The sequence below is a fragment of the Nocardioides sp. GY 10127 genome (assembly GCF_004919085.1).
Taxonomy (GTDB): Bacteria; Actinomycetota; Actinomycetes; order Propionibacteriales; family Nocardioidaceae; genus Nocardioides.
Genome location: NZ_STGL01000003.1, coordinates 45,620 through 69,348, shown reverse-complemented (window position 1 = coordinate 69,348; position 23,729 = coordinate 45,620). Strand labels below are relative to the sequence as shown.

Genomic DNA, 23,729 nt, shown 5'->3' with positions numbered 1-23,729 from the left:
GACGTGATGGGCCGATCGAGTCGGACCCGAGTCTGGGTGCGCAAGCGGGCAGAGGGTGCCTCACGAGCGACAAGCGAGATTAACAGCGTCGGGGAAGGCCGCCCAAATCCCGAGGCGGGGCGTCAGCACCCCGCGAACACGGGCCAGCGTACCCGGTCGCCGCCCGGGCCCCCACTCGTGGACGACGCGTCACCAGCCGCGGCGGGCGCACAGCCAGGCGAGGGCGGCCTCGCCCTGCTGCCGCTGGTGCCGCCGCAGGAACGGGCTGGTGGCCGGCGGGCGTCGCTCGGCGGTGGTCAGCAGGTAGCCGGCGGTGGCGGCGAGGAGGGCGTCGACGGCCTCGTCCGGGACACCGGCGGCCACCCGGTGGCCCCGCAGCAGCGGCTCGGGCTCCAGGTGGGCGTCGGTCGCGGCCGACACCAGGAGCCACACCAGGTCCGCCCAGCCCGCGCCGCGCGCGGCCCACGGCCAGTCGCACCACACGACGCGGCCGTCGTCGGTGAGCAGCAGGTTGTCGTCGCGCAGGTCCCCGTGGACCAGCGCCTCGCCGGCGACGGCCCCGGTCACCCCGGCCGCGGCGTCGGCCACCCGGTCCCAGGTCCGCTCGGGGGCGAGGTCGTCGCGCAGGCCCGAGAGCAGCGGCACCAGCAGCGGCCAGGACGCCAGGTCGTCCGCGAGGTCCGAGACCAGCCCGTCGGCGGTGAGGTCCGCGGCGGCGGAGGGGAGCGCGTCGGCCGCGGCGTCCAGCGAGGCGAGGGCGCGTCCGAGGTCCGGCGCCGACCAGGGGCGCGCGGGCAGGCGTCCGTCGACGTCCTCGAGGCACAGCACCACCCACTCGTCCACCTCCAGGCTCCACCGCAGCGCGGGAGCGGGGACGCCGGGGTGCGCGGCGAGTCGGGGGAGCACCGACGCCTCCGCGCGGTGGGCGGCGGCGAAGGCCGGCTGCGCCCGCAGGTTGGCTGCCTTGAGGAAGGCGGTGCTGCCGTCGGCGCACACGAGGGACGACGCGAGGCCGGCCGTCCAGCCCGCTGCGTTCGGGTGGCTCTCCACGACGCGCGACCCGAGGCGGGACTCGACGGCCTCACGCACCGGCCGGGGCAGGAAGCCCCACTCGACCCGTCGCACGGTCCGGCCGTGCGGCACGCCCTCGACGCTCCACGGGTCGAAGGGGTCGAACGCCTCGTCGTCGGCCGAGGAGTCGTCCAGCAGCGGGGAACGGGGTAGCACCGGGTCAGTCTGGCCCCGTCGGGCCCGGGGGAGCGGTTGCCGCGACCCGGTGTGTCGCACCCGGGGCCCACCGGCTCGGGCGCCTCGTGGGTCGTGGCGGCCACGGTAGGTAGGACGACCGACGGCGGCGTGGGAGACTGGCCGGACGGCTCCGGCCCGGCGCCCCGCGGCCCGGCGTCGGTGACGACCCGCTCCCGCCCGAGACGTCCCGGACGCACCCCGAGACACTCCCCGAGACTTTGAGGACCCCGTGCCTGCTGTTCCCCCGTCCGCCTGGCCGAAGCCCGGCCAGACCGACCCGGCGATCATCCGGAACTTCTGCATCATCGCCCACATCGACCACGGCAAGTCGACGCTGGCCGACCGGATGCTGCAGCTGACCGGAGTGGTCGACGAGCGGGCGGCGCGCGCGCAGTACCTCGACCGGATGGACATCGAGCGCGAGCGCGGCATCACGATCAAGTCGCAGGCCGTGCGCCTGCCGTGGGCCGTCGCCGAGGGCAACGAGGAGGGCGCCGAGCCCGGCACCTACGTCCTCAACATGATCGACACCCCCGGCCACGTCGACTTCACCTACGAGGTGAGCCGCTCGCTGGCCGCGTGCGAGGCCGCGATCCTGCTGGTGGACGCCGCGCAGGGCATCGAGGCCCAGACGCTGGCGAACCTCTACCTGGCGATGAGCGCGGACCTGCACATCATCCCGGTGCTCAACAAGATCGACCTGCCCAGCGCCGACCCGGACAAGTACGCCGAGGAGCTCGCCGGCCTCGTCGGCTGCGAGCCCGAGGACGTCCTGCGCGTCTCGGCCAAGACCGGCCTCGGCGTGGAGAAGGTGCTCAACGAGGTCGTCAAGCAGACCCCGGCCCCCGTGGGCGACCCCGACGCCCCGGCGCGCGCGCTCATCTTCGACAGCGTCTACGACACCTACCGCGGCGTCATCACCTACGTCCGCGTCATCGACGGCGAGCTCCGGCACCGCGACCGGATCAAGATGATGAGCACCAACGCCACCCACGAGATGCTCGAGATCGGCGTCATCAGCCCCGAGCAGGTGCCCGCCGGCGACATCGGCGTGGGCGAGGTCGGCTACCTCATCACGGGGGTGAAGGACGTCCGGCAGTCCCGCGTCGGCGACACGATCACCACCCAGCACCACGGCGCCACCGAGATGCTCGGCGGCTACTCCGACCCGAACCCGATGGTCTTCGCGGGCCTCTACCCGATCGACGGCGACCAGTTCGGCGACCTGCGCGAGGCCCTGGAGAAGCTCCAGCTCAACGACGCCTCGCTCACCTACGAGCCCGAGACCTCCGGCGCGCTGGGCTTCGGCTTCCGCTGCGGCTTCCTGGGCCTGCTGCACATGGAGATCACCCGGGACCGGCTCGAGCGCGAGTTCAACCTGGACCTCATCTCCACCGCGCCGTCGGTGAGCTACAAGGTGACGATGGAGGACGGCACCGAGCACGAGGTGACCAACCCGAGCGAGTTCCCCGAGGGCAAGATCCACGAGGTCCGCGAGCCGGTCGTCGACGCCACGGTGCTCGCGCCGAGCGACTACATCGGCACGATCATGGAGCTCTGCCAGACCAAGCGCGGCGACCTCCAGGGCATGGACTACCTGTCCCCGGACCGCGTCGAGATGCGCTACAAGCTGCCCCTGGCCGAGATCGTCTTCGACTTCTTCGACCAGCTGAAGTCGCGCACGAAGGGCTACGCGAGCCTCGACTACGACCCGACCGGCGAGCAGGCGGCAGACCTGGTGAAGGTCGACATCCTGCTGCAGGGCGAGCCCGTCGACGCCTTCAGCTCGATCGTGCACCGCGACAACGCCTACTCCTACGGCGTGATGATGGCCGGCAAGCTCAAGGACCTCATCCCGCGGCAGCAGTTCGAGGTGCCGATCCAGGCCGCCATCGGCGCCCGGGTCATCGCCCGCGAGAACATCCGCGCCATCCGCAAGGACGTCCTGGCCAAGTGCTACGGCGGCGACATCAGCCGCAAGCGCAAGCTGCTGGAGAAGCAGAAGGAGGGCAAGAAGCGGATGAAGATGGTCGGCCGCGTCGAGGTCCCCCAGGAGGCGTTCGTCGCCGCGCTCGCCACCGGCACCCCGAGCGGCAGCGACGGCGGCGGCAAGGGCAAGTGACCCCTCGCTCGAGCGCGGGGTGAGCGGCCTGCGGCTGCCCCCTGCCGTGGAGGCCATGGCCGGACGCGGCCCGGACTGGGCCGCGTGGGTCGGGCGCGTCCCGGCGACCGTGCGGGGGCTGCTCGAGGAGTGGACGCTGACGCCGGAGGCGCTCGAGGGACCCGCTGGAGCGCCGGGCGACGGCCCGGAGGTCTGGCACGGCCACGCCTCCGTCGTCCTGCCCGTGCGTGACGAGGACGGACGCGCGCGGGTGCTCAAGGTGGCGTTCCCCGACGTCGAGACCGAGCACGAGGCCCTCGCCCTGCGGACGTGGGGCGGCCGGGGCGCCGCCGAGCTGCTGCGCGCCGACCCGCACCGCCGGGCGGTCCTGCTGGAGCGGCTCGAGCGTCGTGACCTGGGCGAGGAGTGGGACGTCACGGCCTGCGAGACCGTCGCGGGCCTCTACGGGCAGCTGCACGTGCCGGCCCCGCCGCCCCTGCTCACGGTGCCCGCGTACGTCGGGCGGTACGTCGAGCCGCTGCGCGCGCTGCCGCGCAGCGCGCCCCTGCCCCGGCGGATGGTCGAGCAGGTCCTCGCCCTCGTCCGGGACCTGGGCTCGGACCCGCAGGCCGTCGGCACGCTGGTCCACGGCGACCTGCACTACGGCAACGTCCTGCACGACGTCACCGGCGAGGCCGTCGCCATCGACCCGCAGGCGATGAGCGGTGAGCCCGCCTGGGAGGTGGCGCCGCTGCTGTGGAACCGGTTCGAGGAGACGGCCGGGGACCGGCCCCGCGCGTTCCGCGCGCGCTTCGAGACGGTGGTCGACGCCGCCGGGCTCGACGAGGACCGGGCGCGCGGCTGGGCGCTGGTCCGGCTCGTCCTCAACGCCTTCTGGGCGCTGCGCGACGCCGAGGCCCGCCCCGGCGACGCCGCCCGGGACGCCGAGGTCCGCGACCACGTCACGCGGATGCTCACCGTCGCCAAGGCCGTCGGCGGCTGAGCGCCCCTTCAGCCTCCCGCGCCGGGACCTTCTGCCCTCTCCGTAACCCCCTGGGGGGAGGAGTGTGAGGGGTGGAACGACGACCGCGAGGAGGCGGACGATGCGAGCAAAGGTCCTGGTCCTGGGAGGCAACTTCGGTGGCCTCACCGCCGCGCTGGCGGTGAAGCACGAGCTGCACGGGGACGTCGACGTCACGGTGGTCAGCAAGGACGACCACTTCCTGTTCAACCCCAGCCTGATCTGGCTGCCCTTCGGCAAGCGGGAGCGGGAGGACCTCACCTTCCCCATCGGCCCCACGCTGGAGGAGCACGGTGTCGGGTTCGAGCACGTCGCGGCGACGGGGGTCGACGCCGACGCCAAGACGGTCACGCTGGCCGACGGCCGCGTCCTCGGCTACGACTACCTGGTCATCGCCACCGGCTACCGCAACAACGACGACGTCGTGCCCGGCTTCGCCGACAACGCCGTCACCATCACCACGCTGCCGCAGGCCGAGCGCGCCGGCGAGGCGTGGAAGAGGTTCCTGGACGACCCGGGCGACGTCGTCATCGGCGCGACCCAGGGCGCCGGCTGCTTCGGCGCCGCCTACGAGTTCCTCTTCAACATGAGCTACCAGCTGAAGAAGGCGGGGCTCAAGAAGCAGGTCAACCTCACCTACGTGACGAGCGAGCCGTTCCTCGGCCACTTCGGCATCGGCGGGCTGCCGCACGGCGAGCAGCTGCTGGGGATGTTCCTCAAGAAGGAGGGCATCGACGCCCGCATCGACGTCGGGATCGACCACGTGGAGTCCGACGCGGTCGTGCTCGGCAACGGGGAGACGCTGACGTCTCGCTACTCGATGATCGTGCCGCCGTTCCTGGGGCAGGACTTCCTGCTGGCCAGCGGCCTGGCCGACGACAAGGGCTACGTGAAGGTCCGCGACACCTACCAGACCGAGAAGTACGACGACGTCTACGCCGTCGGCATCGCGGCCGCGGTGGACGTCCCGTGGACCACGCCGACGCCGGTGGGCATCCCCAAGACGGGGTTCCCGACCGAGGCGATGGCGCACACAGCGGCGCGCAACATCGCCGCGCAGGTGAAGGGGGAGACCCCCAGCGAGGAGAAGGCCTTCGGCGACATCAAGGCCGTGTGCGTGATGGACGCCGGCAACAACGGCGTCATCATCCTCGCCGACAAGATGCTGCCTCCGCGCAAGCACGGGGTGCTGATCCCCGGCCCGCAGGCGCACCTGATGAAGCTCGGGTTCGAGAAGTACTTCCTCTGGAAGATGAAGGGCGGGCACGTGATGCTGCCCTGATCCTCGCCGGACCCCGGTCCGAGCGGCACAGGCAGCCTGGCAGGGCCTCCCGCCCACCTCTCCCGAGCGGGAGGCCCGTCCGGGGCGATCGGCGGTCGGGCCGACGTCCCGCAACCCCCGCGGCCCCTGCCCGTGCCCGGAGGGAGCCCCGCACCCGGTGGAGGCCGTCTCTCGTGGAGGCCGCCCCGGGTGCGGTGGCATGCTCGGGCCATGACGCCCCACGCCGCGGCTCCCGGCCCGTCCGTCCGGTCCGTCAACGTCGGCCACGCCCGCGAGGTCACCTTCGCCGGCGGCGGCCGCTCGGCCATCGACAAGTCCCCGGTCACCGGCCCGGTGCACCTGCACCGGCTCGGGCTGGAGGGCGACGAGGTCGTCAACACCACGCACCACGGGGGCCCGGACAAGGCGGTCTACGCGGTCTCGCGCGCCGAGCTCGACCACTGGTCCGGCGTCCTGGAGGCGGACCTGCCGGACGGTCAGCTGGGGGAGAACCTCACGATCGACGGCCTGGCCGTCGACGACGCCGAGCTGGGCGAGCGCTGGGGCATCGGGGACGCCGTGGTGGAGGTGCGCCTCCCGCGGACCCCGTGCTCGGTGTTCGCCGGCTGGGTCGGGCACTGCGGGCTGGACGCACGGGGCTGGGTGCGGCGCTACACCGAGCACGGCCGCCCGGGCGCCTACCTGCGGGTCCTCGCGGAAGGCCCGGTGCGGGCCGGCGACGAGGTGCGCGTCCTGCACCGGCCCGGGCACGGCGTGACGCTGGCGAGGGCGTTCCAGGCGGCCACGACCCGGCCCGAGTGGCTCGGTGAGCTGCTCGACGTCCCGGACCTCCACCCGGACCTGCGCCGCCGAGCGGTCGCTGCGCAGCGCTGAGCCGCCTCGAGCCCTGCCGCCTCCGGCCCCGCCTCCTCCAGACCTGGGAGGGGTGCCGACCCGCGGACGGCGGCACGGGGGAGGCGGACCTACCCATCAGTAGATAGAGTGATCTGCGCCACGTGGCCGCACACAGGGGTGCGGTCACGCTGGACCGACCCTGCGCCCCCGAGCCCGAGGAGCTCCCGCCATGCCGATCAACCCGGACACGGCCTTCGTCGACCACCTGCCCGCCAACGTCGCCGTGCAGTTCTGGGACCGCGTCAGCGCGACCCCGGACCGCGAGGCCTACCGGTTCCCCGTGGGGGAGGCCTGGGAGTCCGTGACCTGGAAGCAGGCCGGAGACCGGGTGGGCGCCCTCGCCGCCGGCCTCATGGCCCTCGGGGTCGAGCACGAGCAGCGGGTCGGCATCGCCTGCTCCACCCGCTACGAGTGGATCCTCGCCGACCTGGCGGTCATGTGCTCGGCCGCGGCGACCACCACCGTCTACCCCTCCACGAACAGCGAGGACACCGCCTTCATCGTCGGTGACTCCGCGTGCCAGGTCGTGTTCGCGGAGGACGAGGGCCAGGTGGCGAAGCTCCGCGAGCACCGCGCCGAGCTGCCGCAGCTGCGCGCGGTCGTGCTGATCGACGGCGCCGTCGCGGCCGGGGACGAGGGCTGGGTCCTCACGATGGACGAGCTCGCCGAGCGGGGCACCGCCTACCTGGCGGAGCACCCGGACGTCCTCGAGCAGACGGCGAAGACGATCACGCAGGACCAGCTGGCGACCCTCATCTACACCTCGGGCACCACCGGGCGGCCCAAGGGCGTCCGGCTGCTGCACAGGGCCTGGGTGTTCGAGGGCGAGTCGATCAAGGCGCAGGACATCCTGTCCCTCGACGACCTCCAGTTCCTCTGGCTCCCGATGGCGCACTCCTTCGGCAAGGTGCTGCTCTCGACGCAGCTCGCCATCGGCTTCCCCACCGCGGTGGACGGCCGGGTCGAGCGGATCATCGACAACCTCGCGGTCGTCCGCCCCACGTTCATGGGCGCGGCGCCGCGGATCTTCGAGAAGGCCTACGGGCGCATCCAGACCATGACCGCGAGCGAGGGCGGCGCGAAGAAGGCGCTCTTCGACCAGGCGTTCAAGGTCGGCCTCGAGGTCGACCGGCTGCGGGCCGCCGGGAAGTCGGTGCCGCTGCCGCTCAAGGTCCAGCACGCGCTGTTCGACAAGCTGGTGTTCAGCAAGGTGCGGGCCCGGTTCGGCGGACGCGTCCGGTTCTTCATCTCCGGCTCCGCCGCGCTCAACGCCGAGATCGGCACGTGGTTCCACGCCGCCGGCATCCTCATCCTCGAGGGCTACGGCATGACGGAGAACGCCGCCGGCGCCGCGGTGAACCACCCCGACCTCTACAAGATGGGCACGGTCGGCCCCGCCATGCCCGGCTCCCGCATCCGCATCGGGGAGGGCGACGAGGTCCAGCTCCAGGGCCCGCACGTCATGGCCGGATACCACAACCTGCCCGAGGAGACGGCCGCCGCCTTCACCGAGGACGGGTGGCTGCGCACCGGCGACAAGGGGAGCCTCGACGAGGACGGGTACCTGACGATCACCGGGCGCATCAAGGAGCTGTTCAAGACCTCCGGCGGGAAGTACATCGCGCCCGCCGCGATCGAGTCGAAGTTCAAGGCGGTCTGCCCGTACGCCAGCCAGTTCCTCGTCTTCGGCAACGAGCGCAACTACTGCGTCGCCCTCATCACCCTCGACCCGGACGCCATGGCGACCTGGGCCGAGGAGAACGGCATGGCGGGGCGGCCCTACGCCGAGGTGGTCGCGTCCGAGCCGGTGCGGGCGATGGTCGCCGGGTACGTCGAGGAGGTCAACGGCCGCCTCAACCGGTGGGAGACCATCAAGAAGTGGGAGATCCTGCCGGCAGACCTGTCCATCGAGTCCGGTGAGCTCACGCCGTCCATGAAGGTGAAGCGGGCGGTCGTGGAGGAGCACAACCACGAGCGGATCGACGCCTTCTACGCCTGAGCGCTCCCGGGCGCTGCTCGGCACGTCGGGTCTGGGCGAATCGGGTCTCGGCGAATCGGGCCCCGCCGTCGCGGGGAGGGAGGATGGGGACGTGCCCTCCTCCCTCCCCGACGGCGAGCCCGCCCCCGACGACGGCGCGCTCCCGGCCTCGGCCCTCGCCGGACTCGGCACGCGCCCGTTCGGGCTGTACGTCCACGTGCCGTTCTGCACGGTGCGCTGCGGCTACTGCGACTTCAACACCTACACCGCCACGGAGCTCGGCCCCCAGGGCGTGCCCGGCGCCTCGCGCGACACCTACGCGGCCGCCGCCGTCGCGGAGGTGCGGCGGGCGAGGCAGGTGCTCGGCGACGTGGACCTGCCCGTCGACACGATCTTCTTCGGCGGCGGCACGCCGACGCTGCTGAGCCCCGACGACCTGGGCTCCGTGATCGAGGCCGCGCGGCAGGAGTTCGGGCTCGCGCCGGACGCCGAGGTGACGACCGAGTCCAACCCCGACTCCGTCGACGCCGCCGCCCTGGCGCGGCTGGCCGAGGTGGGCGTCAACCGGATCAGCTTCGGCATGCAGAGCCAGGTCTCCCACGTCCTGGCCGTGCTCGACCGGACCCACGACCCCCGCCGCGTGCCCGACGTCGTCCGCTGGGCCCGCGAGGCCGGTCTCGGCCAGGTCAGCCTCGACCTCATCTACGGCACCCCGGGCGAGACGCTCGCGGACTGGGAGACCTCGGTCGACGCGGCGCTGGCCTGCGAGCCCGACCACGTCTCGGCCTACTCGCTCATCGTGGAGGACGGCACCGCCCTGGCCCGGCGCGTGCGCCGCGGCGAGCTGCCGATGCCGGACGAGGACGACCTCGCGGACAAGTACGCGGCGGCCGACTCCCGGCTCGTGGCCGCCGGGCTGCGCTGGTACGAGGTCAGCAACTGGTCACGCAGCGAGGAGACCCGCTGCCGCCACAACGTCCTGTACTGGACGGGCGCGGACTGGTGGGGCGTGGGCCCCGGCGCGCACAGCCACGTCGGCGGCACCCGCTGGTGGAACGTCAAGCACCCCGCCGCCTACGCGCAGCGGATCGCGTCCGGGGCCAGCCCGGCGCTGGCGCGGGAGGTGCTCTCGGCGGAGGACCGCCGCGTGGAGCGGGTGCTGCTGGAGCTGCGCCTGCGCGACGGGATGCCGCTCGACGTCCTGGACGAGGCGGGCCTGGCGGCCGTGCCCGGGCTGGAGGCCCGGGGCCTGGTGGAGCGGGCGGGCGACCGGCTGCGGATCACCGACGGCGCCCGCCTCGTGGCGGACGCCGTCGTGCGCGACCTGCTGCCCTGACCTGCAGGCGGGCCTACTGCTTGACCTGCTGCCCGGCCGGCCGGTGGCCGGCCACGCGGCGGTCCCTCAGCTGACCATCCGGATGGTGAGGGGGTAGCGGTAGAACTCGCCGTTCGCGGACTTCACGGTGCCCATGATCGTGAGCACGAGCCACGCGATCCCGACGACCGGCAGCAGGATGAAGCCGACGAGGACGAACATCAGCACGACCGAGACGATCCCGTAGATCAGCATCGACAGCTGGAAGTTGAGCGACTCCACGGCGTGGGCGCGGACCGTCGGCGACGCGTTGCCCTTGACGAGCAGCACGAGCAGCGGCCCGAGGAAGGCGAACCCGCCGATGACGGACCCGACCAGCGCGCTCCAGTGGGCGCCGCAGGCCCAGGTGGTCTCGTCGGCGGGGGACATCGGCGCCGGGCCGGGGGCCGCGTAGCCGTACGGGGGCTGCCCCGGGGGCGGCGGAGCGGGGGGCTGGTAGGAGGCCTGCCCCTGGTTGTCGTGCGGCTCCTGGGGGTGCTGCGGGTCCTGCGGGTCCTGCGGGTACTGCGTCATGACGGTTCGCTCCTGGCGGCGTGGTCCGGTGTCGTGCTGGCCCCGACACTAGTCATCCGCGCGGCCGGGCGCCTCCGGGATCGCCCTGGTCCCGCCCCTGGCCAGGGCGCGGGTCCGGGCGCGGGCCAAGGCGTGGCTCCGGGCGTGAGATCAGGGTGCCGTGACGAAGTCGATGAGCTCCTCGACGCGGCCGAGCAGGGCGGGGTCGAGGTCGCGGTAGTCGCGGACGCCGCCCAGGATGTGCTTCCACGCCCGGGCGATGTCCGCCTGCCCGCGGTGCGGCCAGCCGAGGCGCTGGCACGTCCCCTTCTTCCACTCCTCGCCGCGGGGGACGTCCGGCCAGGCACCGATCCCGAGCCGCTGCGGCTTCACCGCCTGCCAGATGTCGATGAAGGGGTGACCGACCACCAGCACGTGGGGGCCCATGGGCGAGCGCGCGACGGCGTCCGCGATCCGGGCCTCCTTCGAGCCGCGCACGAGGTGGTCCACGAGGACCCCGACCTTGCGCTCGGGTCCGGGCCGGACGTCGCGCAGGTGCTCCACGAGGTCGTCGACGCCGCCGAGGAACTCGACGACCACGCCCTCGATCCGCAGGTCGTCACCCCACACCTTCTCGACGAGCTCGGCGTCGTGCCGGCCCTCGACGAGGATGCGGCTGGCGCGCGCGACCCGGGCCTTGGCGCCGTGCACGGCCACCGACCCGGACGCGGTGCGGGTCTTCTTCTCCGGCCCGGGGCGGGTCACCGGGGGAGTGAGGACGACGGGCCGACCCTCGAGGAGGAAGCCCGCGCCCAGCGGGAACGTGCGCCGGGTGCCGCGCCGGTCCTCCAGCGTGAGCACGTGGAGGTCGCGGTCGATCTCCACGATCTCGCCGCAGAAGTCGGTGGTCACCTCCTCGACGACCTCGCCGAGGGCGGCCGGCGTCTCCGTCGCCCGTCCCCGCTTCGGGACGTTCCAGTCGCCCGCGAGGACGTCGGTGCCGTATCGATCAGCCACCGCAGCAGGCTAGGTGGACGGGCTCGGCGGCCCGTCGAGGCACGCCGAGGCGTCCTGCTCACAGCAGCGGCAGGCGCTTCTGGCTGCGGGGCAGCTGCTCGTAGATCCGGCGGATGGCGTCCCCCAGGTCCTCGGGCGCCCACGGCAGCTCGCTGCCGGCCCACCCCTCGTGCCGGACGGCGTCCTCCACGGAGACGCCGCGACCGGCCAGGTCGCGCACGGTCTCGGCCAGGATGCCCAGCTGGGCGCGCTGCTCCTCGACGAAGTCCCGCCCGACGGGGAGGCCGTGACCGGGGACCACGACCGTCCCGCGGCCGAGCAGGGGGAGGACGACGTCGAGCGTGAGCGGCCACTCGAGGGGGTGGCTGTCGGCACCGAGCGCGGGCGGGCCGGACTCCTCGACGAGGTCCCCGGCGACCACGACGTCCGCGTCCGCGACGACCGCGACGAGGTCGCCGCCGGTGTGGCCGCGCCCGGGGTGCAGCAGCTCGACGAGGCGGTCGCCCAGGTCGACGAAGCCCGCCGCCGAGAACGCGTGGTCGGGCAGGACGAGCGCGTCGACGTCGGCCTGCGTCGTCGTCCACCCCTGGGGGCTCGCCGCCTCAGGCGCGGGTCCCGGGTCGGAGGCCCAGGCGCGGAGCTCCTCCACACAGCCCTCGTGGGCGTGGACGGGCAGGTCGGCGCCCCACGCGTCGCGCAGCGCCGGGGTGCCGAGGACGTGGTCGAAGTGGGCGTGCGTCGCGACGACGGCGACCACGTCGCCGGTCCCGGTCGCTCGGGCGAGGTCGCGGACGTCGTCCACGAGGGCCCGGCCGGCGGCCACCGAGGCGTGCGTGTCGATCACCACGAGCCCGCGCTCCCCGGCCACCACGGTGACGTTGACGTCCCACCACGCCCGGCGCGAGACCCAGACACGATCGGCGACCTCGGTGAACGGGGCGGCGGCGGTGGCGGGGGTCACGGGCTCACCCTAGGACTCCGGCGCAGCAGCCGGGTGGGAGCCCGGGTGCGGTGGGGACGGGGGCCGTCAGTGCAGGGCCAGCCCCAGCGCGTCGCGGAGCAGGGGGCCGAGGTCCTCGGCCGACTCCGCGGGCAGGACGAAGGAGATCCGCCGCTGGTGCGCGCCGCCGTGGTCGATCCAGCCCAGGGTGACGCCCTCGCCGTCCAGGTCGGTGAGCCGGGCGGCGATGATCCGTGCCAGCGGCCGGCCGGCCGCGCGCGCGGCCACGGGACGCAGGACGTCCCCGTGCGCCTCGTTCACGTGCTGGCACCAGCGGCGCAGCAGCGCCGGGTCCAGGCCGAGGTCGGGCGCGGCGAAGGTCGCGAGGTCGAGGCTCGTGGTCCCGGAATCGCGGTGGAGCAGGGCCTGCTCGAGCGTCAGCCGCAGGCTGACCAGCGAGCCCAGGTCCGAGCCGGCGGTCAGGGTGCCCAGCAGGTCCAGGCGCGGGGCGGAGCCGGGCCCGGCACTGTCGCCGGCACCGTCGCCGGGCTCCGCGCCGGCGAGCCACAGGCGGACGGGGACGCCGGCGGCCGCGGCCTCGGCGAGCGGGTGGTCGGCGGGGCAGACCAGGGAGGGGCGGCCCGCGTCGTCGACGAGGGAGACCCCGGCGAGGTCGACCGGCCGACCGGCGCTCTCCGGGACGGTGGCCTGGACCCGGAGGGCGGCGCTCGCGGGAGCGGCGAGGACGGCACGCGCGGCACGGGCGTCGGCGCGGTCGGTGCTGCGGGCCTCGGTCATGGGGACCTCCGGGGTCGTGGCCCCGACGGTGCGGCCGGGACGGCGCTGTCGGGGGGACGACCTGGGTCGTCCAATGGGTAGGCTTGCCTAACTTAGTGCAGCCTAACCGACGGTGTGGCGGTCTTCCAGGGACGTCCGTCACGCGCGCTCCGGCACCCCGGCCCGTCCAGGTGCTCGCCCACCCCGCCCGCGCGGGCGAGGAGCGCGCCCGTGCCCCGGCTAGTAGTCTTGGCACTCGACGTTCGGGAGTGCCAGGCGAGGAGAGGGAGGCACGGGTGATCCAGGAGGAGCGACGGCTCGCCGTGCTGCGCGCCATCGTCGAGGACTACGTCGCCACCGAGGAGCCGGTCGGCTCCAAGGCGCTCGTCGAGCGGCACGGGCTCGGGGTCTCCCCGGCCACCGTCCGCAACGACATGGCCGCGCTCGAGGACGAGGGCTACATCGCCCAGCCCCACACGAGCGCCGGCCGCATCCCCACCGACAAGGGCTACCGGCTCTTCGTCGACCGGCTCACCACCGTCAAGCCGCTCAGCTCGGCCGAGCGGCGGGCGATCACCACCTTCCTCGACGGGGCGGTGGACATCGACGACGTCGTGCAGCGCTCCGTGCGGCTGCTCTCCCAGCTGACCCGGCAGGTGGCCGTCGTCCAGTACCCCACGCTCTCGGGGTCGACCGTCCGCCACGTCGAGCTCGTCGTCCTCGGGCCCGAGCGCATGCTCGCGGTCCTCATCCTCTCCTCCGGACGGGTCGAGCAGCGGATCGTCGAGGTCCCCGTGCCGCTCGGCGACGACGCGCTCGCCGCCCTGCGCAGCCGGGTGCTGCTCGCCGCCGTCGGGCAGCGGATCGCCGAGGCGATGGCGGCGCTCGGCGAGCTCGCCCCCGACCCCGAGGAGCTGCCCCCGGGCGCCCCCTCGGTCGTCCCGGGAGCGGACCCGCGCACCGTGGCGGCCGTCGTCGACGTCCTGCTGGAGGCGATGAGCGACGAGCGCTCCGACCAGCGGGTGGCCGTGGGCGGCGCGGCGAACCTGGCCCGCTTCGGGGACAGCTTCGACACCGCCGTCCGCCCGCTCCTGGAGGCGCTCGAGGAGCACGTCGTCCTCCTCAAGCTCATCGGCGAGGCCGGCTCGGGCGGTCTGGTGACCGTGCGCATCGGCGCCGAGGGCCCCTACGAGCAGCTCGCCTCCACCAGCGTCGTGTCCACCGGCTACGGCCCCGGCGGCGGGGCGCTGGCCTCGCTCGGCATCGTGGGGCCGACCCGGATGGACTACCCGAGCACCATGGCCGCCGTCCGGGCCGTCGCGGGCTACGTCTCGCGCATCCTCGACGAGAGCTGACCCCCCCGCCCCGGCAGCCGGGGCACCACCGCACCACTGCACTGCACGCACACCCAGCGAAGGAACACGAAGGAACACCGTGGCCCAGGACCTGTACGAGACCCTCGGGGTCTCCCGCGACGCCGACTCGGACGCCATCAAGAAGGCGTACCGGCGGATGGCGCGCAAGTACCACCCGGACGTGAACCCCGACCCGGAGGCCAAGGAGAAGTTCGGCGAGGTCAGCCGGGCCTACGAGGTCCTCTCCGACCCGGACAAGCGCGCCCACTACGACCGCGGTGGGGACCCGTTCTCCTCCGGCGGTGGCTTCGGCGGCGCCGGGGCCCAGGGGTTCTCCTTCACTGACATCATGGACGCCTTCTTCGGCGGCGCCGGGCAGGCCCAGGGTCGCGGCCCGCGCCCGCGCATGCGCCGCGGGCAGGACGCGCTCATCCGGCTCGAGGCCAGCCTCGCCGAGGCGGCCTTCGGCACCCGCCGCGAGATCACGGTCGACACCGCCGTCCTCTGCGGCACCTGCTCCGGCGAGGGCGCGGCCCCGGGCACGCACCCGGTGCCCTGCGAGACCTGCCGCGGGGCCGGCGAGGTCGCGCACGTGCAGCGCTCGTTCCTCGGCGAGGTCCGCACCCTGCGCCCCTGCGCGGCCTGCCGCGGCTTCGGCACGATCATCGCCGATCCCTGCCGCGAGTGCGCCGGCGACGGGCGCGTGCGCTCGCGTCGCACGCTCACGATCAAGATCCCCGCCGGTGTCGACACCGGGACGCGGGTCCAGCTCAGCGAGCAGGGCGAGGTCGGCCCGGGCGGCGGCCCGGCGGGCGACCTGTACGTGGAGATCCACGTCGCCGCGCACCCCACGTTCACCCGCGAGGGCACGGACCTGCACTGCACGGTGAGCCTCCCGATGACGGCGGCCGCGCTGGGCACCGCGATCACGCTGCCGACGCTCGAGGCGGACGTGGTCCCGGACGACCGCGAGCCGGTCACCGACCTGGAGACCGAGGTCGAGATCGACGTGCGGCCGGGCACCCAGTCCGGCACCCAGCAGGTGCTGCGCGGGCGCGGCGTCCCGGGCCTGCGCGGCGGCCGCGGCGACCTCGTCGTGACCATCGCGGTGGACACGCCGACCAAGCTCGACGCCAGGCAGGAGGAGCTCCTCCGCGAGCTCGCCGCCCTGCGCGGCGAGGAGGCGCCGTCCGGCACCGTGAAGCCCGGCGCGAAGGGGTCCGTGTTCGGGCGCCTGCGCGACGCGTTCAACAGCCACTGAGCCCCCTGCACCGCCCACCCGAGACCGAGCGAGGACGACCGTGAGCCTGCCCGTGCACCTGGTCCCGAGCCTCGCCGACGAGGGCGTCGGCTCCGTCGTCGCGGTCGAGGGGGACGAGGCGCACCACGCCGTCGCCGTGCGCCGCCTGGCCGTGGGCGAGCGCGTCGTGCTCACCGACGGGCGTGGCCGCACGGCGACCGGGCCGGTCGCCAGCACGGGCAAGCGCGCCTTCAGCGTGACGGTGGAGGAGCTGCGCGACCACCCGGAGCCGAGCCCCTCGCTCACCGTCGTCCAGGCCCTGCCCAAGGGCGACCGCGGGGAGCTCGCCGTCGAGGTGCTCACCGAGGTCGGGGTCGCCCGGGTCGTGCCCTGGGCGGCCGAGCGCTGCGTGGCGGTGTGGAAGGGGGAGCGGGCGGTCAAGTCGCACGCCAAGTGGGCGGCGACCGCCCGCGAGGCGGCCAAGCAGGCGCGCCGGCCCTGGCACCCGGTGGTCGACACCCTGGCGAGCACCGCCGACGTCCTCGCCCTCGTGGCGGAGCACGACCTGGTGCTGGTGCTGCACGAGGAGGCCACGCAGCCGCTCGCATCCGTGCCTGTGCCGGAGTCGGGCAGCATCGCCGTCGTCGTGGGCCCGGAGGGGGGCCTCACCGCCTCCGAGGTCGCTGCGCTCGAGGCCGCGGGCGCCCGCGCCGTCCTGCTGGGCAGCGAGGTGCTCCGGACGTCGACCGCGGGCCTGGCCGCCTGCGCGGCGCTCCTCGCGCGCACCGCGCGCTGGGGCGGCTGACCGGCCCGGCGCGCGCGGGTGTCGTGCGTCAGCCGATCGTGAAGGTCCGGGTGTCGGTGGTCGGGGCCGTCTCGCCCTCGCCGCCGTTGCTGGCGACCTCGACCGTGTAGGTCCCGGCCGGCAGCGAGGAGACGTCCAGGTCCTTGCTGAACGGGTAGAGCTTGTCGCCCCAGCCGTCGGCGGTGACGAAGCCGTCGAGCACGGTGTCCCCGTCCGCGTCGGTGATCGCCCACGGGACCGTGGCCTCGTAGGCGTTGGCCACGCCGGTGAGCGAGAGGGTGGTGCCGCTCAGGGTGGCCCCCTCGCTGGGCGTGGTGAGGTTGACCAGCGCCAGCGTGCTCGCCTGGGCGCCCTCGCTCACGCCGCCCGCGGTGTCGACCCCGTAGAGCGTGGTCGCGCCCGAGCCGTCCTGCACGACCACCGGGAGCCGCTCCTGGAGAGCCCCCTGCACGGTGTAGACGACAGCCTGGACGGCGAGCCTCGCCGCCTTCGCCGACGTGCCGGACGGGCGGGCCGACAGCGCGTCGTCTGCCAGGGTCACCGTGATGGTGGAGCCGTCGTCGCTGACGCCGGAGACCGTGCCGGCGTCGAAGGGGGAGCGGTAGTCCGGGTCGGCCGGGGTGCCGGTCAGCAGCTCCTGGACGGCCGCGGCCGCCGGCTCTCCGGTCACGGACTCGAACTCGCGGTAGAGCCGGTCGCCCTGCGGGGTGGAGCCCACCCAGTAGACGGCGGCGGCGCTGGTCTCCCCGGCCGCGCTGTCGGAGGCCTTGCTCGCCTCAGCGGCGGCCGTGGTCGACCCGGTGGTCGGGGTCGCGGAGGCGCTCCCGCTCGTGGCCGCGTCCGCGGACGTGGTGGCGGCGGCCGCGGTGGTGGCGGTGTCGGTGGCGGTGGTCGAGGAGTCGTCCACGCAGGCGGCGAAGCCCGACACGGCGAGGCCGCCGAGCGCGAGGACGGCGAGGCCGCGCCGGACGCCGCGGGGGCGCTCGTCGGGGCGGTGCCCGCGGGGGGACTCGTCGCTGCTCGTCATGGGGGTGCCTCCGTCTGTGCTCACCGGTCAAGACTCCCCGCAGCCGGACCGCCGCACGGGCAGGACGCGCCGGGGGAGTGCAGGTGGGACGCGCGTCGGCCGGGATCGGTTGCGTGCCGGGTGCACGGCGTCGCTCACCGGTGGCGCTCCACGGCGGGGCCCCGCGTCCTCGCCGTGCCAGGATGGGCGGGTGGACTGCCTCTTCTGCGCGATCGTGGCCGGCGACGTCCCGGCGACGACGCTGCACGTCACCGAGCACACCGTCGCCTTCAGCGACATCAGCCCCCAGGCCCCGCTGCACGCGCTCGTGGTGCCCCGCACGCACTTCGCTAATGCGGCCGAGCTCGCTGCGGGCGAGCCCGCGACGCTGGCCGAGCTCGTGAGCACGGCCGCCGCCGTGGCGACCGCTGCCGGGTACCCCGACGACTACCGGCTGGTCTTCAACACGGGCGCCGGGGCGGGGCAGACCGTCTTCCACACGCACCTGCACGTGCTGGCCGGTCGCGACCTCGGCTGGCCGCCCGGCTGAGCCGCGGCGCGGGCCCTGCGCCCGGACGCGGCGTGCATGGTCGGCGTGAGGGGCTCAGCGGTACGGGAAGGCGAGCGCGGCCACGACGCGGACCAGCGAGACGAGCACCGGGAAGCAGAACACCGCGAGCAGCACCCACGCCACGGCCCGGTGGAACGGCTTGGCCGGGTCCAACCGCCCCGCGAAGTCCAGGAGGGCGCCCTCCTGCGTGTGGTGCGTCAGGCCCTGCTGCCGGGCGTGCTCGGGCAGGCCGTGGCCGGGGAACCAGGACGGCTCGGTGTCGTCGTCGTCCGGGTCCTCCTCGAGCCAGTCGCGCACGTCGCTCCCGGGAGGCATGGGCCCACGGTAGGGCGCCGACGTTGCATCCGCGTGCCGCGCCCGCGTCCCGCCCGCGTCCCGCCCGCGTCCCCCCCCCACCGGCAGCCGTGCCCCCGCCCTGACCTCGTCCTGACCCCCCAGGGGTGGAAACCGCTGTGCCCGGCCGTGACCCGTCGCCGTAGCATGGAAGGCATCGCGGCCCCGGTGCGTTGCACCCGGGGCCAGACCCGCACACCAGACGAAAGGCGCCCCGACGCGGGGCATCCATGACTCCTCCCGAGACCCGCACCGACGCCCCCGGCAGTGACGCCCGCAGCGACGCCCGCAGCGAGCGCGCGGGCACCACGACCCGGCACACCGTCACCGTCCCGAACAGCATCGACATGGTCAGCCTGCTGGGGCCCGGGGACGAGCACCTGGGCATCCTGGAGAAGTCGTTCGACGCCGACCTCCACGTGCGCGGCAACCGCATCACCCTCGAGGGCGAGCCGGGCGAGGTGGCACTGGCCGAGCGCCTGCTGGACGAGCTGGTGACGATCATCCGCACCGGCCAGGGAGTGACGGGCGAGACCGTCGAGCGGGCGGTCGCGATGCTGCGGGCCGAGACGACCGAGCGGCCCGCCGACGTCCTCAGCCTCAACATCCTCTCCAGCCGCGGTCGCTCGATCCGGCCGAAGACGCTGAACCAGAAGAAGTACGTCGACTCCATCGACACCCACACCATCACGTTCGGCATCGGCCCTGCGGGCACCGGCAAGACCTACCTGGCCATGGCCAAGGCCGTGCAGGCGCTGCACGCCAAGGAGGTCAACCGGATCATCCTCACGCGGCCCGCGGTGGAGGCGGGGGAGAAGCTGGGGTTCCTGCCCGGCACTCTGAGCGAGAAGATCGACCCCTACCTGCGTCCGCTCTACGACGCGCTGCACGACATGGTCGACCCCGAGTCCATCCCGAAGCTGCTGGCCGCCGGCACCATCGAGGTGGCGCCGCTGGCCTACATGCGCGGCCGCACGCTCAACGACTCCTTCATCATCCTCGACGAGGCGCAGAACACGACGCCGGAGCAGATGAAGATGTTCCTGACCCGGCTCGGGTTCGGCTCCAAGATCGTCGTCACCGGCGACGTCACCCAGACCGACCTGCCCGGCAGCCAGCGCTCCGGGCTCCGGGTGGTCGAGGACATCCTGGACGGCGTGGAGGACATCGGCTTCCACCGCCTCACCAGCCAGGACGTCGTCCGCCACCGGCTCGTGGGCAAGATCGTGGCCGCCTACGACGCCTTCGACGCGCGCGCCGAGCAGCGCCGCGAGGCCGCACACCGCCCCGAGCGCACCGGAGGGTCGCGATGAGCATCGAGGTCCTCGACGAGTCAGGCCAGGGCCTGGACGTCACCCACCTGGCCCGGCTGGCCCGCTTCGTCATGGACGCCATGCGCGTCCACCCGGAGGCGGAGCTCTGCATCCGCGCCGTGGACGAGCCGACCATCGCCGAGCTGAACGAGCAGTGGATGGAGAAGGAGGGGCCGACCGACGTCCTCGCCTTCCCCATGGACGAGCTGCGGCCCGGCCTGGCCGACGAGGAGCCCGAGGAGGGCGTGCTCGGCGACCTGGTGCTGTGCCCGGTCGTCGCCGAGCGCCAGGGCGAGACCGCCGGGCACGGGACGCTGGCCGAGATCGAGCTGCTCACGACCCACGGCATCCTCCACCTCCTCGGCTACGACCACGCGGAGCCCGAGGAGCACAAGGTGATGTTCGGGCTCCAGGACCAGCTGCTGGGCCGCTGGCGCACGCGGCCCCAGGAGGGGTGAACCCACCCCCATGAGCCACGTGTGGCTGCTGGTGACGGCGGCCGTGCTCGTCCTGCTCGCGGGCGTCTTCTCCGCCGCCGACGCCGCCCTCTCGTCGTTCAGCCGCGCCCGCGCGGAGGAGCTCGCCGACGAGGAGCGGGCCGGCGCCCGGCTGCTGGTGCGGATGCTCGACGACCCGGCCCGCTACCTCAACACCGCGCTCCTGCTGCGGATGCTGTGCGAGGTCTCGGCCATCGTGCTCGTCGCGCTCCAGGTGGACGCGCTGTACGCCGGGTCGTGGTGGGCCAGCGTGCTGACCGCGATCGGCATCATGGTCGTGGTCTCGTTCGTCTTCGTCGGGGTGGCCCCCCGCACGGTCGGACGCCAGCACTCCGAGACGGTCGCCCTGCTCTCGGCCGGCCCGGTCACCTTCCTCACCCGCGTGCTCGGGCCGCTCCCGGCCCTGCTGATCGCGGTCGGCAACGGCCTCACCCCGGGCCGGGGGTTCCGCCAGGGACCGTTCTCGACGGAGACCGAGCTGCGCGAGCTGGTCGACCTGGCGGAGGCGTCCTCGGTGATCGAGTCCGAGGAACGACGGATGATCCACTCCGTCTTCGAGCTGGGTGACACGATGGTGCGCGAGGTGATGGTGCCGCGCAACGACGTCGTCTACGTCGAGCGCTACAAGAACCTGCGCCAGACGCTGTCGCTCTGCCTGCGCAGCGGCTTCTCCCGGCTCCCGGTGATCGACGACAACCTCGACCACGTGGTCGGCGTCGCCTACCTCAAGGACGTCGTCCGCCGCGACTTCGAGGCCCCGGACGTCGAGCTGACGCAGCGGGTCGAGGAGGTCATGCGGGCCCCGTACTTCGTGCCGGACTCCAAGCCGGTCGACGACCTGCTCAAGGAGATGCAGGCGCGTCGCCAGCACGTGGCCGTGGTGGTCGACGAGTACGGCGGCACGGCGGGCCTGGTGACGATCGAGGACATCCTCGAGGAGATCGTCGGGGAGATCACCGACGAGTACGACGCCGAGGAGGAGGCCGTGCAGGCCCTCGGCGAGGGTGTCGTCCGGGTGCCGAGCCGGTACCCGGTCGACGACCTGGAGGAGCTGCTCGGCGTGCCCGTCGAGGAGGAGGACGTCGACTCTGTCGGCGGCCTCATGGCCAAGCACCTGGGCCTGGTGCCCATCCCCGGCTCCCACGTGCAGGCGCACGGGCTGCGCTTCCTCGCGGAGGAGACGGCGGGACGACGCAACAAGCTCGGGACGGTGCTCATCACCGTCCTCGGGCCCGACGACGAGGAGGACGACGAGGATGAGTGAGCGCACCCGGCAGGAGCCGCCGGCGACGCTGGAGGCCGAGGACAAGAAGCTGGTGACGCTGGCGCGCGCGACCCGCGCCCGGACGCAGGCCGCGCAGGGCGCGGCCGTCCGCGACTCCGACGGCCGCACCTACGCCGCCGCCACCGTCGCGCTGCCGTCCCTGGCGGTCTCGGCCGTCGGCGTCTGCGTCGCGATGGCCGTGGCGTCCGGCTCCGCCGGGCTCGAGGCCGTCGTCGTCCTCGGCGGCGAGGACGTCGCGGAGGCCGACCTGGCCGCGGTCGCGGAGTTCGCCGGCGCCGGCGTCCCCGTCCACCACGGCGACGCGCGCGGCACGCTGGGCGCCACCTTCCTCAGCTGAGCGCGCCTCCCCGGGTGCGGGTCCGACCGCGTGGCCCCTGCCACGCGGCCACGGTGATCCACACCACCGAAGGGGTGAGTTTCTCGGCAGTTGCGGGCGTCAACCATGCGGACATGGCCACAGACACCTCCCCCCGCGCCGCCACGCCGGCGCCGTCCGAGAACCCGGGCCTCAAGCGTCACGTCGGCGTGGTCGGCCTGCTGTTCGCCAGCGTGGGCTCGATCATCGGCTCCGGCTGGCTGTTCGGTGCCCTGAATGCCGCCCAGACCGCCGGCCCCGCCGCCATCGTCAGCTGGCTGCTCGGCGGTCTCCTCATCCTGCTGCTCGCCCTCGTCTACGCCGAGCTGGGCACGATGTACCCGCTCTCCGGCGGAGTGGTCCGCTTCCCACACATGAGCTTCGGCAACCTCGCCAGCTTCGCCTCCGGGTGGATCACGTGGGTGGCCGTCTCGACGACCGCACCCATCGAGGTCGCGGCGGCGCTCCAGTACGGCACCCGGTACGCCCCGTTCACCAGCGAGAACACCGTCAACGGCTCGACCGTCTACACGCTGACGGCCCTCGGCTACGCCGCCGCGGTGGTGCTGATGGGCGTGTTCGTGGTCGTCAACGCCGTCGGCGTGCGCTGGTTCGCCCGCATCAACAACGTGCTCGTCGGCTGGAAGCTCGTCGTCATCCTGCTGGTGATCGTGGCGTTCCTCGTCACCGCCTTCCACGGCGACAACTTCACCTCCCACGGGTTCAAGCCGAGCGGCTGGCACGGCGTGTTCACCGCGGTGGCCACCAGCGGCATCGTCTTCTCCTACCTCGGCTTCCGCCAGGGCATCGAGCTGGCCGGCGAGACCGACAACCCCCGGCGCAACGTGCCGCTCGCCGTCATCGGCTCGGTCCTCATCACCGCGGTCATCTACGTCGCCCTGCAGGTCGCGTTCATCGGTTCGCTCGACCCGAGCACGCTCGCGGACTCCGGCTCCTGGGCCAGCCTGTCCTTCGCCAACGACTTCGGCCCGCTCGCCGCGGTCGCGACCGCCCTCGGCCTCACCTGGCTGGCCGTCGTCCTGTACGCCGACGCGATCATCTCGCCCGGTGACACCGGCCTGATCTACACCACCGTCACCGCGCGCATCACCTACGCGATGGCCAAGAACGGCAACGCCCCGTCGGCCCTCGGCCGGACGAACTCCCGCGGCGTGCCGATGATCGGTCTGCTCATCGCCTTCGTCGTGGGCCTCGTCGCGCTGCTCCCGTTCCCGTCGTGGCAGCAGCTGGTCGGCTTCATCACCTCGGCGACCGTCCTGTCCTTCGCCTCGGGCCCGCTGGTGCTGGCGGCCCTGCGCAAGCAGGTGCCGGACGCCGAGCGCCCGTTCCGCCTGCCCGGCGGCCACGTCATCCCGTTCCTGGCCTTCTGGGGCTCCAACCTGATCGTCTACTGGAGCGGCTGGACGACGGTGTGGAAGCTGATGATCGCCGTGCTGATCGGCTTCGTCCTGCTCGCGGTCTTCGCGGCAGTCGGTCAGCTCAAGGGCAAGAACCTGGACGCGCGCAGCGGTCTCTGGGTCGTCCCGTGGCTGGTCGGGCTCACGGTGATCTCGTTCCTCGGCAGCTACCCCGAGCCCGCGACCGGCAACCTGATGAAGCTCGGCTTCGTCACGTCCTTCCTCCTCATCGGCGCGCTCTCCGCGGTCGTCTACGTGATGGCCTACCGGATGCGCCTGCCCGACGACCGGGCCCGGGCCTACGTCGAGGAGGTGCTCGCGGAGGCCGACGCCGAGGAGACGGAGGTCGGCGGTGCCGTGTGAGCCCGTGCGGGCCAGAAGAGACCACTCGTGCGCGGGGCGGGCGTCGGCCCGCCCCGCGCGGCG

The 23,729-nt window shown here is 73.7% G+C and carries 22 protein-coding genes; 15 read left to right on the top strand and 7 right to left on the bottom strand.

The annotated features are described in order from the left end of the window. Positions 1 to 189: 189 nt before the first annotated feature. Complete coding sequence (locus tag E8D37_RS04050) at positions 190 to 1,227, bottom strand: phosphotransferase (protein WP_136568501.1); 1,038 nt, start codon at positions 1,225 to 1,227, stop codon at positions 190 to 192. Positions 1,228 to 1,477: 250 nt separating this feature from the next. Between E8D37_RS04050 and lepA the strand changes: the two genes are divergently transcribed. The 6 genes from lepA to hemW all read left to right on the top strand — a co-directional run bounded on the left by lepA (position 1,478) and on the right by hemW (position 9,860). Further along, the gene (lepA, locus tag E8D37_RS04045) at positions 1,478 to 3,370 is read left to right on the top strand and encodes a translation elongation factor 4 (RefSeq protein WP_136568500.1); all 1,893 of its coding nucleotides are present in this window, start codon (positions 1,478 to 1,480) and stop codon (positions 3,368 to 3,370) included. Positions 3,371 to 3,389: 19 nt separating this feature from the next. Then, entirely contained in the window at positions 3,390 to 4,352 is a 963-nt protein-coding gene (locus tag E8D37_RS04040; RefSeq protein WP_240770181.1) for an aminoglycoside phosphotransferase family protein, read from the top strand. 100 nt (positions 4,353 to 4,452) lie between these two features. After that, positions 4,453 to 5,652 (top strand): FAD-dependent oxidoreductase, encoded by a 1,200-nt coding sequence (locus E8D37_RS04035; RefSeq protein ID WP_136568499.1) that lies wholly within the window; start codon positions 4,453 to 4,455, stop codon positions 5,650 to 5,652. Between the two features lie 210 nt (positions 5,653 to 5,862). Continuing rightward, positions 5,863 to 6,525, top strand: a complete 663-nt coding sequence (locus E8D37_RS04030) for an MOSC domain-containing protein (RefSeq protein ID WP_136568498.1) — start codon at positions 5,863 to 5,865, stop codon at positions 6,523 to 6,525. A gap of 190 nt (positions 6,526 to 6,715) precedes the next feature. After that, complete coding sequence (locus E8D37_RS04025) at positions 6,716 to 8,545, top strand: AMP-dependent synthetase/ligase (protein ID WP_136568497.1); 1,830 nt, start codon at positions 6,716 to 6,718, stop codon at positions 8,543 to 8,545. A gap of 91 nt (positions 8,546 to 8,636) precedes the next feature. After that, positions 8,637 to 9,860, top strand: a complete 1,224-nt coding sequence (gene hemW, locus E8D37_RS04020) for a radical SAM family heme chaperone HemW (protein ID WP_136568496.1) — start codon at positions 8,637 to 8,639, stop codon at positions 9,858 to 9,860. A 66-nt stretch (positions 9,861 to 9,926) separates the two neighbouring features. Here hemW and E8D37_RS04015 read toward each other — a convergent pair whose 3' ends face one another. The 4 genes from E8D37_RS04015 to E8D37_RS04000 form a co-directional block, all read right to left on the bottom strand. Further along, the gene (locus tag E8D37_RS04015; RefSeq protein WP_240770180.1) at positions 9,927 to 10,412 is read right to left on the bottom strand and encodes a DUF4870 domain-containing protein; all 486 of its coding nucleotides are present in this window, start codon (positions 10,410 to 10,412) and stop codon (positions 9,927 to 9,929) included. A gap of 150 nt (positions 10,413 to 10,562) precedes the next feature. Beyond that, the gene (locus tag E8D37_RS04010; RefSeq protein ID WP_136568495.1) at positions 10,563 to 11,408 is read right to left on the bottom strand and encodes a DUF3097 domain-containing protein; all 846 of its coding nucleotides are present in this window, start codon (positions 11,406 to 11,408) and stop codon (positions 10,563 to 10,565) included. A 58-nt stretch (positions 11,409 to 11,466) separates the two neighbouring features. Continuing rightward, positions 11,467 to 12,369, bottom strand: coding sequence for an MBL fold metallo-hydrolase (locus tag E8D37_RS04005; protein WP_136568494.1), 903 nt, complete (start codon positions 12,367 to 12,369; stop codon positions 11,467 to 11,469). A gap of 66 nt (positions 12,370 to 12,435) precedes the next feature. Then, positions 12,436 to 13,146: a DUF2470 domain-containing protein gene (locus E8D37_RS04000; protein WP_136568493.1), complete on the bottom strand. Its 711-nt coding sequence runs from the start codon at positions 13,144 to 13,146 to the stop codon at positions 12,436 to 12,438. Between the two features lie 278 nt (positions 13,147 to 13,424). Here E8D37_RS04000 and hrcA point away from each other — a divergent pair, with 278 nt between their 5' ends. From hrcA to E8D37_RS03985, 3 genes are all read left to right on the top strand, one after another. Continuing rightward, on the top strand, positions 13,425 to 14,480 hold the full coding sequence (gene hrcA / locus E8D37_RS03995; RefSeq protein WP_136569017.1) for a heat-inducible transcriptional repressor HrcA: 1,056 nt from the start codon (positions 13,425 to 13,427) through the stop codon (positions 14,478 to 14,480). A gap of 79 nt (positions 14,481 to 14,559) precedes the next feature. After that, the gene (dnaJ, locus tag E8D37_RS03990) at positions 14,560 to 15,741 is read left to right on the top strand and encodes a molecular chaperone DnaJ (RefSeq protein ID WP_136568492.1); all 1,182 of its coding nucleotides are present in this window, start codon (positions 14,560 to 14,562) and stop codon (positions 15,739 to 15,741) included. A 40-nt stretch (positions 15,742 to 15,781) separates the two neighbouring features. Then, complete coding sequence (locus E8D37_RS03985) at positions 15,782 to 16,525, top strand: 16S rRNA (uracil(1498)-N(3))-methyltransferase (RefSeq protein WP_136568491.1); 744 nt, start codon at positions 15,782 to 15,784, stop codon at positions 16,523 to 16,525. Between the two features lie 28 nt (positions 16,526 to 16,553). On the opposite strand, the gene E8D37_RS03980 is transcribed toward E8D37_RS03985, so the two are convergent. Then, positions 16,554 to 17,576, bottom strand: a complete 1,023-nt coding sequence (locus E8D37_RS03980; RefSeq protein ID WP_240770179.1) for a Gmad2 immunoglobulin-like domain-containing protein — start codon at positions 17,574 to 17,576, stop codon at positions 16,554 to 16,556. Between the two features lie 166 nt (positions 17,577 to 17,742). On the opposite strand from E8D37_RS03980, the gene E8D37_RS20230 reads away from it, so the two are divergent. Next, positions 17,743 to 18,081 carry an HIT domain-containing protein gene (locus E8D37_RS20230; protein ID WP_240770178.1) on the top strand — a complete coding sequence of 113 codons (339 nt, stop codon included), beginning with the start codon at positions 17,743 to 17,745 and terminating at the stop codon, positions 18,079 to 18,081. Between the two features lie 54 nt (positions 18,082 to 18,135). On the opposite strand, the gene E8D37_RS03970 is transcribed toward E8D37_RS20230, so the two are convergent. Beyond that, positions 18,136 to 18,417 (bottom strand): hypothetical protein, encoded by a 282-nt coding sequence (locus E8D37_RS03970; protein WP_136568488.1) that lies wholly within the window; start codon positions 18,415 to 18,417, stop codon positions 18,136 to 18,138. Between the two features lie 365 nt (positions 18,418 to 18,782). On the opposite strand from E8D37_RS03970, the gene E8D37_RS03965 reads away from it, so the two are divergent. The 5 genes from E8D37_RS03965 (at position 18,783) to E8D37_RS03945 (ending at position 23,666) form a co-directional block, all read left to right on the top strand. Next, positions 18,783 to 19,748 (top strand): PhoH family protein, encoded by a 966-nt coding sequence (locus E8D37_RS03965; RefSeq protein ID WP_240770237.1) that lies wholly within the window; start codon positions 18,783 to 18,785, stop codon positions 19,746 to 19,748. Continuing rightward, positions 19,745 to 20,206, top strand: a complete 462-nt coding sequence (gene ybeY / locus E8D37_RS03960; protein ID WP_136568486.1) for an rRNA maturation RNase YbeY — start codon at positions 19,745 to 19,747, stop codon at positions 20,204 to 20,206. Before E8D37_RS03965 ends, ybeY begins: the two co-directional genes overlap by 4 nt. A 10-nt stretch (positions 20,207 to 20,216) precedes the next feature. Continuing rightward, on the top strand, positions 20,217 to 21,509 hold the full coding sequence (locus tag E8D37_RS03955) for a hemolysin family protein (RefSeq protein WP_136568485.1): 1,293 nt from the start codon (positions 20,217 to 20,219) through the stop codon (positions 21,507 to 21,509). Continuing rightward, the gene (locus E8D37_RS03950; RefSeq protein WP_136568484.1) at positions 21,502 to 21,867 is read left to right on the top strand and encodes a cytidine deaminase; all 366 of its coding nucleotides are present in this window, start codon (positions 21,502 to 21,504) and stop codon (positions 21,865 to 21,867) included. The genes E8D37_RS03955 and E8D37_RS03950 overlap by 8 nt, the downstream gene beginning before the upstream one ends. 113 nt (positions 21,868 to 21,980) lie before the next feature. Beyond that, positions 21,981 to 23,666 carry an APC family permease gene (locus E8D37_RS03945; RefSeq protein ID WP_136568483.1) on the top strand — a complete coding sequence of 562 codons (1,686 nt, stop codon included), beginning with the start codon at positions 21,981 to 21,983 and terminating at the stop codon, positions 23,664 to 23,666. Positions 23,667 to 23,729 lie beyond the last annotated feature (63 nt).